Source organism: Acidianus sp. HS-5 (genome assembly GCF_021655615.1).
Classification (GTDB): Archaea; Thermoproteota; Thermoprotei_A; order Sulfolobales; family Sulfolobaceae; genus Acidianus.
This window is the reverse complement of the sequence record NZ_AP025245.1, coordinates 1,660,404-1,676,538: the sequence shown is the minus strand read 5'-3', so window position 1 is coordinate 1,676,538 and position 16,135 is coordinate 1,660,404. Positions and strand designations below refer to the sequence as shown.

At 35.8% G+C, this 16,135-nt stretch carries 16 protein-coding genes; 8 read left to right on the top strand and 8 right to left on the bottom strand.

Annotation, left to right across the window (positions count from 1 at the left end):
- Nucleotide 1: 1 nt before the first annotated feature.
- Nucleotides 2-475: a PaREP1 family protein gene (locus tag HS5_RS08880; protein WP_236751056.1), complete on the top strand. Its 474-nt coding sequence runs from the start codon at nt 2-4 to the stop codon at nt 473-475.
- Here HS5_RS08880 and HS5_RS08875 read toward each other — a convergent pair.
- From HS5_RS08875 to HS5_RS08865, 3 genes are all read right to left on the bottom strand, one after another.
- Entirely contained in the window at nt 464-2,203 is a 1,740-nt protein-coding gene (locus HS5_RS08875; protein WP_236751054.1) for a prolyl oligopeptidase family serine peptidase, read from the bottom strand. The genes HS5_RS08880 and HS5_RS08875 overlap by 12 nt on opposite strands.
- A gap of 108 nt (nt 2,204-2,311) precedes the next feature.
- Nucleotides 2,312-2,554, bottom strand: a complete 243-nt coding sequence (locus HS5_RS08870; RefSeq protein WP_236751052.1) for a hypothetical protein — start codon at nt 2,552-2,554, stop codon at nt 2,312-2,314.
- 28 nt (nt 2,555-2,582) lie between these two features.
- Nucleotides 2,583-3,107: a hypothetical protein gene (locus HS5_RS08865; protein WP_236751051.1), complete on the bottom strand. Its 525-nt coding sequence runs from the start codon at nt 3,105-3,107 to the stop codon at nt 2,583-2,585.
- Nucleotides 3,108-3,388: 281 nt separating this feature from the next.
- On the opposite strand from HS5_RS08865, the gene HS5_RS08860 reads away from it, so the two are divergent.
- From HS5_RS08860 to HS5_RS08850, 3 genes are all read left to right on the top strand, one after another.
- Nucleotides 3,389-4,714, top strand: coding sequence for an ATP-binding protein (locus HS5_RS08860; protein WP_236751049.1), 1,326 nt, complete (start codon nt 3,389-3,391; stop codon nt 4,712-4,714).
- Nucleotides 4,715-4,936: 222 nt separating this feature from the next.
- Nucleotides 4,937-6,523: a cytosine permease gene (locus HS5_RS08855; protein ID WP_236751047.1), complete on the top strand. Its 1,587-nt coding sequence runs from the start codon at nt 4,937-4,939 to the stop codon at nt 6,521-6,523.
- 42 nt (nt 6,524-6,565) lie between these two features.
- Nucleotides 6,566-7,681, top strand: a complete 1,116-nt coding sequence (locus tag HS5_RS08850; protein ID WP_236751046.1) for an MFS transporter — start codon at nt 6,566-6,568, stop codon at nt 7,679-7,681.
- Between the two features lie 52 nt (nt 7,682-7,733).
- On the opposite strand, the gene HS5_RS08845 is transcribed toward HS5_RS08850, so the two are convergent.
- The 3 genes from HS5_RS08845 to HS5_RS08835 form a co-directional block, all read right to left on the bottom strand.
- A complete protein-coding gene (locus tag HS5_RS08845) occupies nt 7,734-8,792 on the bottom strand; it encodes an MFS transporter (protein ID WP_346729565.1) in 1,059 nt (352 codons plus the stop codon).
- A 322-nt stretch (nt 8,793-9,114) separates the two neighbouring features.
- Nucleotides 9,115-9,372 (bottom strand): DUF234 domain-containing protein, encoded by a 258-nt coding sequence (locus HS5_RS08840; protein WP_236751044.1) that lies wholly within the window; start codon nt 9,370-9,372, stop codon nt 9,115-9,117.
- Between the two features lie 390 nt (nt 9,373-9,762).
- Nucleotides 9,763-9,951, bottom strand: coding sequence for a hypothetical protein (locus tag HS5_RS08835; protein ID WP_236751043.1), 189 nt, complete (start codon nt 9,949-9,951; stop codon nt 9,763-9,765).
- A 783-nt stretch (nt 9,952-10,734) separates the two neighbouring features.
- On the opposite strand from HS5_RS08835, the gene HS5_RS08830 reads away from it, so the two are divergent.
- The gene (locus HS5_RS08830; RefSeq protein WP_236751033.1) at nt 10,735-10,962 is read left to right on the top strand and encodes a hypothetical protein; all 228 of its coding nucleotides are present in this window, start codon (nt 10,735-10,737) and stop codon (nt 10,960-10,962) included.
- Nucleotides 10,963-10,979: 17 nt separating this feature from the next.
- Here the strand turns inward: HS5_RS08830 and HS5_RS08825 are convergent, their stop codons facing one another.
- On the bottom strand, nt 10,980-11,951 hold the full coding sequence (locus tag HS5_RS08825) for a metallophosphoesterase (RefSeq protein WP_236751031.1): 972 nt from the start codon (nt 11,949-11,951) through the stop codon (nt 10,980-10,982).
- A gap of 147 nt (nt 11,952-12,098) precedes the next feature.
- A complete protein-coding gene (locus HS5_RS08820; RefSeq protein ID WP_236751030.1) occupies nt 12,099-13,598 on the bottom strand; it encodes an APC family permease in 1,500 nt (499 codons plus the stop codon).
- A gap of 336 nt (nt 13,599-13,934) precedes the next feature.
- On the opposite strand from HS5_RS08820, the gene HS5_RS08815 reads away from it, so the two are divergent.
- Genes HS5_RS08815 through HS5_RS08805 form a run of 3 tightly spaced genes read left to right on the top strand, consistent with a single transcriptional unit; the run spans nt 13,935 to nt 16,116 of the window.
- Nucleotides 13,935-14,576 carry an aromatic ring-hydroxylating dioxygenase subunit alpha gene (locus HS5_RS08815; protein ID WP_236751028.1) on the top strand — a complete coding sequence of 214 codons (642 nt, stop codon included), beginning with the start codon at nt 13,935-13,937 and terminating at the stop codon, nt 14,574-14,576.
- A 26-nt stretch (nt 14,577-14,602) separates the two neighbouring features.
- Entirely contained in the window at nt 14,603-14,875 is a 273-nt protein-coding gene (locus HS5_RS08810; RefSeq protein WP_236751027.1) for a hypothetical protein, read from the top strand.
- Nucleotides 14,872-16,116 (top strand): amidohydrolase family protein, encoded by a 1,245-nt coding sequence (locus HS5_RS08805; RefSeq protein ID WP_236751025.1) that lies wholly within the window; start codon nt 14,872-14,874, stop codon nt 16,114-16,116. Before HS5_RS08810 ends, HS5_RS08805 begins: the two co-directional genes overlap by 4 nt.
- Nucleotides 16,117-16,135 lie beyond the last annotated feature (19 nt).

The window sequence follows — 16,135 nt, the reverse complement described above, 5'->3', positions numbered from 1 at the left end:
AATGTCGTTAGAAGAAGTAATAAGAAAGCTAGAGAAAAAAGGAGTTGATGTTACTGAAGCTTTACTTGATATTTTAAGTAAGGAAGATCCTGAAGATAGTAGTAAGGAAAGAATAAGTTTAGCTGAAAAGTATATGCAGGAAAGCAAAGAGTATGCTGAAAAAGGTGACGCAGTTCAAGCCTCAGAGAAAGCTTACAAAGTAGCCGAAGAAGTTGTGAAGGCGTTAGCAGAAAAATTTAAGACCGAGGAATACCAGGAGTTTTTGAAAGAAGGCAGATGGTACACCTACTTGTTAGGCAAGGCTAGCAAAACGCTTTCTAAAAAACTGGGTTATTGGGTTTTAGACGGCTGGAATGCTGGTTACGATTTGCATGTATGGGGATTTCACGAGAGAAAATATTCCGTGGAGGACGTTAGAGTCTCCATAAAAAAGGTAGAAGAAATGCTTATTGAAGCAAAGAAGTTATTTGTTTGATGTACATTCCTCAATGAAAGCTATAACATAAGAGTACTCCCTAGCTTCAGACTCCGGATCAGCTATTGAATGGCCGGAATCGTTAACAAAGAGCATAACGTCATTACTCAGCTCTTCAGACTTAGCAACGTACTTTAGAGCGTGAGCCGGGTGAACTCTATCATCATTAATTCCAGTGTAAACAAAAGTCTTTGGTAAGCTCCTCTTTAAGTTGTGATAAGGACTGTAAGAGAGTAGGTAATCCCTATACTTTGGATCGTTAGGGTCTCCGTATTCCTCAACCCAATATTTTCCAACGTAAAGTTTATCGTATTTTAACATGTCCAGAACAGGATGACCTATTACTGCACAGTCTATAAGGTCTTGGTACTCATTTTCAGTAGCACCTACTAAAAGTCCTCCATTACTTCCACCCATTGCAATAGTCTTCCCTCCCATCATTTTAACAGTCATTAGAAATTCAGAAAAGTCCTTGAATACGTTCTTCTTATTGAGCAACATTCCATCCTTATGCCATTCCTCTCCGTTCTCGTAACCTCCCCTCAAGTTTGTTATAAGGACAGAATATCCTTCATCTAACAGAACTCTAGTAGACATTGGGAAAGATGGTAATAAAGAAATTCTAAATCCCCCGTAGCCGTAAACTATAACACCCTTAGGGTTATTAACTTTAGAAAGTAGAAAGCCGTGAAGTAACACGTCACCTTTTATGTATACGTCTTTAACCGTCACGTCGTAATTACCGTACTGCATTATTACTTCCTCTTCCTTTTCTCCTTTCTTTCTAGATATTCTAAACTTATAATTGAAGGAGGTTTCTACAAGAAATAGGGAAGACCCTTCGCTGTCCATAAACTCTACATTGTCGTGATTTTCTTCTCCTATCTTATAACCTTTAAGGTCGTAAAAGAGTAAAGGAGTCCTATAGTCCTTTATAACTTCAACTGCCAGAGAATCTTTTAAAGAGGACACTCCCAGTACGGGATAATCCAACTGTAGAATCTTCTTACCGTCGAGGTATACTGCATCGTTCTTCTGGTAAATTAAACCGTTAACGTAATCAATAACATCTATTACTTCGCCTTCATCAATCTTTTTTAGGGAATTAAAATCTTCACCTGCGTAAAGCTCGCTGTATCTCCAGCCCTTATTCCTAGTTAATGTAATAAGGTCGTTAAATACCCTGATTGACACGAATTCTCCCGGTTTCAAATCTTTACCGTAAACGATTTCATCTCCGCAAAATACTCTATCTGTAGGATATTCTCCTCCGTCAGGGGGTGGAGAATAACGGTAGCTCTTAACGTAACATAGCTCACCTTTAAAATAGAACGGAGATTCCACCATTTCCCCGAGTTCCTTCACGCTGTTCTCGGAAATTAGGAATGTTGTAACTTTATCGCTACCCTTCTTCTGTACGCTAACTCCTATTTCCTTAGAATTGTAAACCTTCCAGATTAGAGATGCTACGTAGTCTTTAGGCGGAGTATAAATTACTTTATTACCTAAAAGTACTTGGTTTTTCTCTCCATAAAGTAAGATTGCCGGATTATTTTCGTCGTATGCAAACATGCTAAGGACGTAAGGCTCTCTGTAAATTTCTAAAAGCCTCGGGTAAAGTTCCTTTGCTCTTTTGCCCAGCTTTTCTTCGGTCTTCTTATTTTCCTTCTCTATGAAGGACTTAGTCCTTTCGTCATTTAAATCTTCAAGGTACTCAAACTTGTCCATAATATGTAAAAGATTTAGTCATTAAAAACCTTAGTAACTAAGGGTTTGCAATAATCGGGCGAGCTTTCACTTAAATTCTCAAGTGAAGTGTTAAAATAACAGAGATATTCACTTGAATTCTATAAAATTTTCAGCATCCGGATCAGGATGTGCAGTAACAAGTATCAATTTATCATCAATCTTGGCTATTACGTACCTTATTTTGGCACAAGGGTCAAAATGTACTATAACTCTCCATCTTTCTTTTTCTCCTAACCTCAGATTAGGGACCTGTTGTACACCTTTTACTCTTTCTAGGAAAGATAAAACTTCCTGTCCTAAAGGATCTACATCCGTGTTAAATTTCCTCATGTAATTATTGATATCCTCTAGGTGCTTCTTAAGATGAGGAGAGAAGACCAGCATTTTTTAGTACTTTTTCGCTATCCATTGTATCCTTTATTTCTATCTCAAGCCTTAGCGGTTTGTATGACTCGTCCAATGCCATTATTATTTCTCCTTCAAGGTGTGCCCAATGTTCTGCATCACCTTTTGCTAAGTAGATTTCAATAAATCCGTCATCTATTAAAAATTCTATATCAGAAATTTTCTCGTTCTTTAAGTTCTTTAGTACTTTTTCGCTATCCATTGTATCCTTTATTTCTATCTCGACTTTCAAAGGTCTGTAAAGTTTATCAAAAGTTATTATTATTTCTCCTTCAAGGTGTGCCCAATGTTCCGTTTTACCGTTATCTAAGTAAATAACAATCTTTCCACCTTCTAATTTAACTCTGGATTTAGCCCTTATCCTGGAAGCCTCTGCTAGCAACTCTTTAGGAGAAAGAGGAATGTCTATTAATGGTGGTTTACTCTTTAAATATTCAGCATATTCTTCAAGAAATTTAGCAAATTCTTCCTCCATCATAATTTCTCATTTGTCTTCAGTATATTAAGGATTTATATAAGCCTTCCCCTTCATCTGCCCCGGTTTTACACTAGAGCTCCAGGGTTTACCCCTTCATCAAGACTCCGAGGCGAATTGAGTATTTACCACCTTAAAATAAATAGTTTACTTAACTGATTTGACGAATTTCCTTTAATTCTAACGTATCGAATTAACGTTTTTCTAGAGCTGTTCAGATTTTTAAGCTTCTGTGGAGTCTGAGTAAACAATCTTTTTAAATACTTGTGGAGTCTGAATACACAATGATTGAAGAATATAACCCTTGGTGGATTTCAAAGGATAGGCTAACAGAGGTAGAGTTATATATGAAGTACAATGAGGCAGAAATTAAATGGACTCCGGATGTTATCGATAAAGTAAGCTTATCTCCATACTCACTAAATTTCATCTTCGGCCCAAGACAAGTAGGCAAATCCACAGCATTGATACTTCTAGTAAAGAAGTTATTAGAGGAGAACGCAAATCCTAAGGCAATCTTCTATTTCTCCTGTGACAGGTTGGCAGATTATAAGGAACTGGACGAGGTACTGGAGGAGTATATTAAATTTAGAAAAGCCAATAATATTTCTTCATCATTTATTTTCCTAGATGAGATAACTTATCCTAGAGAGTGGTATAGGGCATTAAAGAGCAGGATAGATAAAGGAGATTTCAAGAACGACGTTTTAGTAGTTACGGGATCTCTATCCATGTCGGCAAAGAGGGAAATAGAAACTTTTCCAGGAAGAAGAGGTAAAGGTAAAAATCTATTAATGTTGCCATTGTCATTTTCAAAGTATGCAGAATTATTTAATGTTAAAGTCCAAAAAGGCGGATTAGATTTCGTGCTATCAAATTTCATGAAAAACATTCACCTAGTTAGTGAGCTCAACGACCTATTTGAGGACTATCTAATTACTGGAGGTTTTCCTAACGCGATAAGGGACTTCGTGAAATTCGGTAAAGTAAGTGAAGGCACAATAGATGATTTCATCTCTAGCATAGTTAGTGAGGTGAACAAGTTAAAGAGGAGTGAGACTTTCTTCAAGCTTACAATAAAAGGGATAATTGAAAGGACTTCTAGCGAATTCAGTTACCATACCTTGTCAAGGTCTTTCGGCGTAGGGACTGTGAAAACTGCAATAAGTTACGTTGAATTACTCCAGAAATTGTATTTACTTAAGGTATTAGAGCAGGTAGATTTACAAGGAAACGTCCTTAGTAGGAAGGAAAAGAAATTCTATTTCATTGACCCCTTCATTTATAGGTCTTTTTCCATTTGGACGATGACAAACGTTCCGGAGGAAAGTAGAATAGCTGAGAGCGTGGTAATATCTCATTTATCTAGACTTTATGACACTTTTTATACTAAAGCTAAGGGAGAGGTAGATGCGGTAATAAAAGGTGAAGAGCTTATAGGCTTTGATGTAAAGTTCGGTAACGTTAAGGCTGAAAGGAAAATCCTCGGTAGAATGAAAAAGGTTTACATTTTGAGCAAGGATAAGGCGGAAGAGAACGTAATACCAGTCTCCTTATTTTTATCAATGTTAGACGTTCCTCAGTCTGTTGAGTTGAAAGTCTTAAGCTAATTTTCTATGAGTTTTTACCTCATTAATGTTTCGTTACGGACGTTAATTTTTAGGTATTAAACCCATCAGCTTTTATAACTCTGAATCAGCATCGAATTAAAGGTAAATTTAACGTCGCTTAGATACAATTACTCCACAGAACGCCTGGCTAATGCAGTATATATTACTGCTCTTTAAGAGCGATAAACATTATAACTGGTAGATCTTTCATTATGGGCTGAGATGGAGAAAGTAATAGACAGGATTTCTATAACGAGGTTTTATCCTGAGAAAGGTCAAGTTGAGTTAACGGAAGTATTCCCAAATGAAAAATTCTTATGGAACGCAGACGTTCATCCAGTGCCGGTAAAGAATAGGAATTGGGGTCCTATCACTTATTTTTCAATATGGACTTCAATGATCTTCATAATTCCAAGCTGGACTCTAGCGAGTATAGGGATAGTAATGGGATTGAATGTTCTGCAATCAATATTTCTCGTATTTCTTGGGAATCTCATAGTTCTAATTCCGATGATTATTCAATCTCATGGAGGGGCTAGATATGGGCTAGCAGAACCCCAGTTAACCAGATCTAGATGGGGAACTTACGGTGCAATTTTCCCAAGCTGGATAAGGGCAATAATAGGTGCGGGCTGGTGGGGAATAGAGAGCTATATAATTACTGAGGCTGCCACAGCCATGTATGCTATCTTAACTGGGAAATTGAACATTGTAGCTTATACTGTAAGTCATTATTCTGATTATCCTTTTGTGTTGAGTAAGGACTTCCCACAAATATTCTGGGGGACTTTCGTTGCTGTCATAGTTCTGCAGATCATAGTGTTTTACTATTCTCCAGTGACTAAATCTCAGCCTATATTAAAATGGCTTGCAAGAATAGGAGGCCCAATAATCCTTTTATCTTATTTAGCAGCATGGCTTTATTTCATGAGCAAAGTTAACTGGTCTGTAAATCTCTTTAGTTTATCTCCTTCTACTCACGCTTCTTTACTATCAATATTAGCGTTTCTTAATGCTAATATTGCATTTTGGGCAACAATGGCTTTAACAATGCCTGACTATACTAGGTTTGCTAAAAATCAATTCTCCCAGACTATAGGGCAAATTCCTATGCCTTTCCTAATGTTAGCTGTTGCAGTATTAGCTACAATGACTACAGCAACTTCACTGGAACTTTACGGACAACCAATATGGGATCCTATAGTTTTAGTTTCTCTACATATGCCTTCTCCTCTTAGCATATTAATATTATTAGGATTTATGCTAGCAACCTTCTTAGTTAACGTCTTTGCTAACGCAGTAGGACCGGCTTATGATATAGCTAACACTTTCCCAAAGCATCTAACCTGGTTTAGGGGCTCTCTTATCTTAATTGCCATAGGCTTAGCCTTAGGAGCCTGGAGTTATTACGGTAATGCTTACAGCTATATAAATAATTGGCTTTTAACTTACGGAGGTCTATTAGGAAGCGTTGAAGGAGTAATAATATTTGATTATGCAATAATTAGGAGGTTCAAGTTCGACCTTGCTGATGTATTCTTAAGTAGTGGTAGGTTTAAATACTGGAAAGGAATAAACCCTGCAGCAGTAATAACTTTTCTCATCATTTCAGCAATAATTTATCTACCATATCCAGGTGAGAGTATTGCCTTAGATAACGCTTGGATTTTGTCATTCCTACTATCAGGAGTAATTTATCTTCCATTAATGAAGTACTGGGTAATACCTAAATATCAACCCGAGATAAAAGGCTCACTGACTCATGGTTATTATTCAGAGGAGACATTGAGGATTTTTATGAAGAAGTGAGAATTCAGTAAATTTATAGATAGCCATCTTTATCTTTAATCAATGCTTACAAATAGGAGAGAAGTACTCAAAATTTCTTTTTCAGCATTCTTTGCAGACCTAGGGTATCAAGCGGCAGTAGCTTCCTTTCCAATTATCTTAGTATTTTATTTTCATGCACCCATTTTCATTTACGGAATTGCTGAGTCATTAAATTACGGCGGAGGAAGCTTAATGTCACTCTTAGGAGGTTATTTAGCTGATAAATACGGCAGGAAGAAGATAGGGGTGTTGGGAAATTCGCTCATAATTATTTTATCATTTACGGGATTAGCGGTAAACTATGTTGAGGCTTTAATTCTATTTATGTTAGGTTGGTGGTTCAGGAACTTTAGGACTCCTGCTAGGAGGGCAATGGTAAGTGAAGTTACTACGGAAAGTGAGAGGTCTGAAGCTTACGGAATACTCCACGCATTAGACATAGGAGGAGCTGCACTGGCAGTAACTTACTTGAGCATAGCACTTTACTTAGGAATAAAGGCTACTGTAATTTTACTTTTTACAGCCGTACCTTTAGTAATCTCTACAATCTTCCTAGCTCTGGTTAAGGCAGGAGGAAAGGGGAAACCTAAAATTATGGTAAGGAAGGGATGGATAATAGTAATTTCAACAATGTTTTTTGCTTTCAGCCAATATAGTTTTGGGTTTCCTATAATTACTACAGCGGAGTTTACTCACAAGCTTTACCTTGCGACAATAACTTACGGAATATTTTTAGCTTCTTCAGCAATCTTCGGTTACGTTTTTGGTAAGCTAAAGTTAAGTGAGTATAAGGCTTTAGCTTTTTTAGGTTATTTATTAGCATCTCTCGTTTCACTAGGCTTTGCTTTCCTTTCTCCTCTTGGTTTAATAGGAATTTATCCCTTATCAGCGGTAATGGGTATTGCGGTAGCATCTACAGAAACGTTTGAACCTACAATTATATCAAAGCTTACTAGGGGCGAGGTAGGGACTTCAATGGGTGCTTTATCTTTAGGAAGGAGTATAGGACTACTAATAGGAAATTCAGCTATGGGATTTCTTTACCAAATAAGCTTTTCTTACGCTTACATCTTTGCTTTCCTAATGTCTTTCATAGCTTTCATGATAGTGATAACAACTATAATCAAACGGGGATGAAGGTATATCATGCTAGTCGTTTATGATGATCTCGTCGGCGTCCCAGACACTCTTAGACTTCCCTTCCCTTAGTTTCCTTAACTAGAATAACGCTTACCAAGGTTATTATCACGTAAGGAAGCACAACTAGCACTACTGGATAGTTCGTTAGCCTTAAAACGCTAGGAACTAAAGCACCTCCTATTAGGCTTGCAACCTGGTAAGAGAAATTTGATGCGGTAAAGCGGTATTTCCTATTAAATATTTCAGTCAGTATTGCTGACTGAGGTGCATAAAGTGCGGAGTCGGATAATGATAAAATTAACTCTCCTGCTAATCCAGGGAAAAGTATAGCTCCAGGTATAATTAGGAGAACTCCTATTATAATGACTTTCCGCCTTCCTATTATATCGCTTAGATAACCAAAAAGAGGAATCATAAATAGTTGGAGAGAAATTGATAAGGTAACTAGCGTAGAAGCTGAGGGATTTTTTGAGAAAATGTAAGATGTGAAAATGTAAAAGATTGCGCTTTCGCTTATTTTTATTCCTATACCTTTGAGTATGTTCCTCCAATCGTGCTTTATTGCTTCTATTAAAGGTAATTTTTTTGAGATATGCATTCCGGAAATACTCACGTCTTTAATTAAGTAAGTAGAGAGCAAAGTAAGCAAAATTATGGGTATTAGTGAGAACTTCCACAGGCTTAGGTTAATTAGCGTTAGGACGAATATAGTGGTAGAGGATAAGATTATTGCGATAGGCACTGAAAGTTGGACAATGCTCGCAATAAATCCCCTGTATCTAGATGAGCTGTAAGACTCTATTAATACGGTACTTGCACCTCCCCACTCTCCGCCTAAGCTTAAGCCTTGGAATAATCTGAAAGCTAGAACTGAATAACAGCTGTAAAGGATAATGACTAGGATCGACGAGAGTATCAGCAAAAGTGATGTTAAAAATAGTGCAGTTTTTCTGCTTATTTTATCTCCTATATGTCCAAATATTATACCTCCTAAAGGTCTGCCTATAAAACCTAGGACGAATATAACTACTCCGGAAACAATGGGGAAAATGAATAGTGAAAGTTGTGAAACTAGGAAGAATGAATACCACTGTGATATTGTAAGCATAAGGCTTCCTACTACTATTGCCCTCTTCACGAAAGTATAATACCTAAGTAGCTTTAAAATAGTTATAGTTGTGCAGGTAGTTGTTTAATATCCAGTATCAACGTATTTGCCTAGAGAAGTTGGATACTTTGATAACACTTCTGATATTCTTTGAGTTTCTTAAGATCTATATCAGTAACTATTATAATCGATCCTGTTAGGAAAAACGTTGTTATAATACTTAAACAGTCTAAGAAATTGTATTATTAACCACGATGAAACTGCTCCTCTCTTTTATCACTTTTCACCTTCCTTCGATCTTTTTTAAATCATAGCACATAACTCATTCGCATCTCCTGAAAGACTTTGCAAACGCTCCATAATACTCTTTCTTGCCCTTATCATTTATTTTAGCCATTATCCTCCTCATTTTTACAACAAGTTCATTAGCATCAACGTTATTAGACCACTTTACTTCTCCTAAGAATATTACATCGTCACCTTCAGCAATTATATTAACTTCCTCTCCCTTGTGGACGTATTTCCCTACATAGTTAAATGGAAGATCAACAAGAATTTTCTCTTTAATAAGTTCTCTCATAAGCTTCTCAAATTTAAACGAATAATACTATCTAAATTTATCCTATTCATCGCTTCTTCCACATTATCTATCTCAAGGTCACTCAAATTACTGTAAACGAATTTAAACCAAGAGTCGAAGAAATCATCTTTAATTTCATATCACCCCCTCTTCATGCCGTAAGGAATTACTCTTTTTATTATTTCGTTCTCTCCAGTCTGTCTAAATAGCTTGTCAAGTTGCCTTTATCAATTCTTGTTACCTCTGATATTTTTGAAATTGTATTATACCCTTGAGAAATAGCCCTTAATATACTCATGTAAACCCTCTGTTCCCTAAACTCTTTAGAAGGAAGATCGGTTCGTCGTAAAGCATGTTTTCCTTCCTCAATATTTTTCTCTTATATTCTCCTCAACACTCTTGCTTTTCTCTAGCTGAAGAATATAAAATGGGACTCTCCCTACTATACTCCATAATTAAATCTTCTATTCCCTTTTCAGGAGAGAATTGAGAAAGGTAAGGAAAAGGAATTTGGGTAACCTTCCAGCTCTTGGTTCTACCATAAAGAGGGGACTTCTTGGATAATACTTCGTTCTCCATCATACCAATGCTGGAGCCAGTATCCTTTAGCTTCTGGTTCCTGGCTTCTGGACAAGCAAAAGTACACTCTTATTGCTCTCCATTAAATACTGGAACTCGTCCAGTGCAAGGATTACTCTCTCATTAACTTCTTCACCAAAATAAATTAACAGCTCATCTAAGTTAACGTTAAGCGATCTAAAGTTTTTCCAGTAAATTTTGCAAATTTCTCCTTTGGTGAATTCATGTTATTTAAAACTCCATCAGAAGTGCATAAATGGTAGATCGCCTTTTTGTCTCTTATGAATTGCTTTATTAACTCAGTCTTCCCTATCCTTCTCTTACCGTAAATAATTATTAATTGTGCATTGTCTTCTTTATACTTCTAGGAATTTTAACTCCCTATTTCTATCGATAAATTGTTGTACTACATTTATAATAATTTAAGTACAACTTTTTATCGTCTTCTACATAAAAACTCCATAACAAGATATTAACTATTATTATCTATTTAATAACTTTGTATTTTATTAGAGAGATTGAATGTATTCACCTCATTTTCACCGAAACTTTTGGGAAATTGCTATAAAATATTCCTAACTATTTTCACTCATGAAAGTGACGTACCTAGGATTAAGACATATATCCTAGCGTAAAATGGTAAGGAAATACTATCACAGGTTAAAAGTATCGTGAAAGTTGATGATACTAAAGTCTATTAAATTGATTTATAATTATTTTATCTCTGTATATTCCAATTTTCTAAGTTAAATATTTATAAGCTCTTAGTTATTACATATAAATATGGAAGACGATTTAAACCAAAAGTTAATTTTGTTATTGGAGGAATACAAGGAGGTTAATTTTAAGGCCCAAGAAATATTCAAGGAAATAAAAATGCTGATGAAGAAAGGAGTAATAGACCCTTGGAGAGTTAATATTATAGACGATGAAGGTAGGTTCATAGATGAATATCTTAATGAGATAGAGAAAGAATTGGAGAAGGAAGTTATGTTAAAAAAGGGAAAATAATGAGTATAAAAGGTAGTTTATCCTATTATGAATTGATGAGCTTTAACTCTCCCGTCTTCTAATACAATGTAAGCTGCGTGGAGTACTCCTTCACTAAATTCACTTCCTGGGTTCAGTATTATTGTTTTCCCTATCTTATCAAAAGCTCTAGATTCATGAATGTGCCCGTGGAGTCCAAGTAAAGGATTAAATTCTTCTATTAGTTTCCTTATTGAAGTTGAACCTACATGAGTAAATACTAATTCACCACCTTTAACTACTGGTTTCAAAGTCTTATCTAAAAGTGGAGCGTTATCCAGGTTTGTTCCGTAAGGTGGAGCGTGGAAGTTTATTATTGTTTTATCTGGATTAGCTTTTTCTAAATAGCTCTTTAAATCTCTGTATAGCTCTTCCTCCTTTTTTTCTCTTGGAGTATTCCAAGGAGTAGGATTAACGTAACCGTAGGTCAGCATTTCGTAACCTTTAATATCAGCAACTTCTCCTTCAGTTATTTTAATCACGTCACTCTGCTTCAGTACTTCAAATAAATACTCAGGATCATCATTACCTAAATTAACGTAAAGCGGTATTCCGGTATCCTTTAGTCTTTCTTCTGCAATATTTACCCATTCCTTCACTCTTTCAACCATTGCTTGTTTAAATATTTCATCTTGTTTTCTCTTATCCTCTTGAACTTCGTCAAACTCCTTCTTATCCATAACACCATAGTATATTCCCTTGTTTGCTAAGCTATTCTCAACTTCTTGTAAACCTTCTTTGCCAACTATCTCTCCTTGCACATCAAACTTTCCGCTTCCAAGATCAACTATCGGTATTAGCATTTTTCCTGCAAGGTCACCTCCTATTATCAGCACGTCGGTTTTGTACATCTTTCCTGCATTGAGGAATTTCTTAAACGCAACGTTAGACCCGTGGAGATCGGAAGTAAATAAGATCTTTACTTGATTTCTGTGTGTAGTAGACTTTTTACCGAACGAAAATAATCCCATATGAATACTTTCAATAACTTATACTTAAATCTTTATGTTAATATTTGTGAGAAATATCAAGGAAAAAATAAAAGAATAATATATATTACGTTTCTTTGATTAATAGTTTTTAACGTTGTATGTTTTCCAACTTTTAGGCTAAAAGACTTAATCTGGCGGTATTTCCTTATAAACCAAGGACATATCTATACCTTTATTTTTATTTGTGTACCATGCAATGGTATATATTATTCCTCCAACTACAAAAGATCCTATTACAAATGCTAATGTTATTGGATTTACTGCACCGCTGGAAGTTACGAAGCTGAATGCCGGATTAGTCACTGCTTCATAAGTTAGGAAGATAAAATAACCGGCTGAGAATCCTGCAATCGGTACTAAGGCTTTCATTTCTTTTAAACCGTGAATTATTCCAGTAATACTCACTACTAAGAAATATATCATACCTATAACTATTGCACCGTAAAGTGCGCTTGCTCCTGATGATGAAATTATTGGTGCAACTAAAAAGCCCAGAGTTAATACTAAATCGAAGAGGTGAGTAAACACTGGAGAGCCTTGTTTATTCAGTCTTGTAAATATTTCAGGAAATACTCTATCGAAAGCCATTGCGAATATATATCTAGCAAAAACTATTACTCCATAAGCTAGTATTGCAAATTCCCACACTAATAGTCCTATCCCTATTATCCACTGTAATACTTGGTTCGACGTTAATCCCATTGCCACAGTCCAGAAAGTGTAAACGAAACCGTTATTCGTGAACTCATAAGTAGTTAATGCATAACCTCCTCCCAGATAAAGCAATAGGAAACCTACTGTAACAAGCAAGCCAGTAAGTATTAAAGGACCGAATATGCCATAAGCTACATATTTCTCTTTCTTCAATTCGGCGGCAACCGCAGGAACTGCCTGCATCCAAGGGTAAGTGAATACTGCAAGCAAAGGCAAAATTGCAAAAGTTGCTGACCAGCTGAAAGGTGCAACGGAGTAACTAGAAGGAGGAGATATACTTTCAGCACTTAAGTAAGGAGTTATTGCTTTAGTAAAGTCTCCCAAATTTGCTGCAATAACTCCCATCGCAATTACAGTACCTGCAAGTGCCACTAATCCAGAGACTGTAACTATTGTATAACCCCATTTTGCTTTGAAAATGTTTAATGCAATTATTACGCCAAAAAGCACTGCACCCAGTAGGTAAGAGTATACTGGTAATTGAAGCGTAGAAGAAAGTGAGACTAAGCTGGATATCCCGTCTACTTTACCTATAGTACATAAAACACTTCCTACAGCTGAAGAGAAGAAGAAAGCTACTAGTGCAAAGAATGCAGTAGATTCTATCATTAATGCAAAAGCCATCACAACTCCTAGAGGTCCATTAAGCATTCTTGAGATCCAAACGTAGTCTCCTCCAGTCCTAGGTATTCTATAAGACAGAAGAGTGTACATTAGTGCTTGAGGTATTGTTAAGATTAATCCTATTATCGCAGCAATCCATATTACTCCTCCTTGGGATATGTAAGGACTTATGCCGGTAAATAGTGCTGCACCTGCTGACATGTTTCCTAAGTTTAACATTATTGCATCTAATGCTGAAACTTCCCTTTTTAATCCAGAGCTTTCTCTAACGAAGAGTGTTTTACTCATTTTAATCAATGAAGTGATAGCTAGATTTATTTATAAGTATTTCACGGATATTACTTAAAATTATATATCTAAATGGATTTACTATTAAATATTGTTCATATAAATCGTTAGTAGTACAGTCATTTTAATGAAAACTTTTTTACATAACAAATGTTTCCTTAATAATGATAATCATTTTTAAACAATAATTTCCAAGATTAATAAAAACTTTTTATCCAACAAAGATTTATACTTTATTGCCCAGGAGTTTAGAATGATAAATCTTTTCTTCTATACTAAAAATTTTTCAGAGGACTAAACCGCCATATTTTTAAAATTTAACTCGTTCATTTTATTATGTATAACGAATGGTTACCTATAGCTTTTTCAGACGAAGCAAAAGAAATTTATGACACGAATCTTCTAGGTAAGGATATCCTAATTATAAAGAGAGAAGGAAAGATAGTAGCTCTAAGTAATAGATGCCCTCATAGGTTAGCAAAACTTTCTAAGGGTAAAATACTAGGTGATGAAATTCAATGTCCTTATCACGGATGGAGGTATAACCTAAACGGTAAGCTAACTTATGTGCCTTCGATAGGTAGTAAAATTAACGTATCTCTGGAAAAATATTATGTAAAGGAGAAATATGGAATTATATGGGTTTCGATTAAAGAACCTAGGCAAGATATACCGTATATTAAGGAGTGGAATGATGATAGCTTTAGGAAAATCAAGTGCGGGCCTTATTATATTAACGCAAACCCTTTCAGAGTATTGGAAAATCTCCTTGACGTCTCTCATTTCCCTTACGTTCACGAAGGGTATTTAGGAAGTCCTTCTTATCCTAAAATCCCGGAATATGAAGCGACGCTTACAGAGGACGGTGTAATAGCTGAAAACATTTCAATATGGCAACCCAATCCTGATGGAATAGGAGAGGGAAGATATTTCGCATACACGTATAAAGTATTGAGGCCTTTATTCCTGTATTTTTAAAGGAGGATAAAGAGAGGGTATTTTCAATGATATTTACAATAAAGCCAGAGAGTAAAGATAAAAGCGTAGTTTTCGCATGGATTTTCATGAATTATGCATTTGACGTAAGTGAGGAAAAGATTAGGAAATTTGAGGATGAAATAATATTACAGGATAAGGAGATTCTTGAAACACAGCCTTATGAGTATTACCTTGATCTAAAGAAGGAGATTCACGTTAAAGCCGATAAGGCTTCGATACTTTATAGGCATTACCTAAGGAGGGCTGTAGGGGAAATAAAGGAGTTGGGTCTTGTATGATAATAAAGGAAGTTAAGATAATAACGGAAAACGGAATTATTGAAGGAGACGTTAAAATCGAAGGAGGTAAAATAGTTAAGGTAAGTAAAAATATTGAAGAAAACGACGAAGTAATAAACGGTAAAGGTAGGTTATTATTACCAGGAGGAATAGATAATCACGTTCACATTTTTAAAAGATATTTAAAAGTCCCCACTTCGGATACTGTTAGGAAAAGTACTATAGCAGCAGCACTTGGAGGGACTACTACAGTAATAGACTTTGCGTTTTCTGACAGATCACCGAACATGGAGGAGAGGATAGAACAATTTAAAGACTCATTTGTAAATTACTCCTTCCATATATTTGCTAACGACATTACTGAAAACCTGGTTAATGCGTTGAGACAAGGATTTAGATCAGTAAAATTCATGATGATAGAGTATGCCGGAATTAAAAGCTCACTTATTGGGTTATCAAGGATAAACGATCTGGTTAAGAAGTTTAATGGATATATAATGGTTCATGCAGAAGACGAGGAGTTGATAAAATCATTATCTGAAGGAAAAAGAGGAGAACCTAAATTACACTTATTAACAAGGCCGGAAGAAAGTGAGCTATCTGCAGTATTAAGGGCTAGGGCTATTGTGGATAAAGGAGTTATAGCTCACATAAGTTGCGGTAAGACTTTAGACTTAATTGAAGGGAAACTGTTAGGAGAGGTAGTTCTTCACCATCTAATATTAAGCAAGGAAGTTTACGATAGGAAGGATTCTTATTTATTCGTTACATCTCCTCCTGTTAGGGATCCCGAAGAATTATGGAGTAGGATAAATAAAGTATTCATGATAGCTACAGACCATAACTGGTTTGATAAGGAGGTTAAAGAAGAGCATAAAGAATTTCCCGACTTAGTTCCTGGTCTTCCAGGAGTGGAGCTTAGAGTTCCCATGATAATAACTGAATTCATAAAAAGAGGACTTCCTTTAAGCCTTGCAGTTAAGTTACTGAGCGAAAATCCTGGAAAGCTTAACGGTTTAAATAAAGGTAAAATAGAGGAAGGTTATGATGCCGACCTAGTTATTTATAATCAAGAAAAGAAGTGGAGGATTTCTATCAATACCACTCACATGGCAGATTGGACTCCGTATGAAGGATATGAAGTTATAGGTAAGCCGGAGACTGTAATAATTAACGGTAAAATAGTAATTGAAGATGAGGAAATTAAGGAAGACTCATTCAAGGGAGAGCTGGTTAAGTAAAGTTTATAAAAAGTTTCAA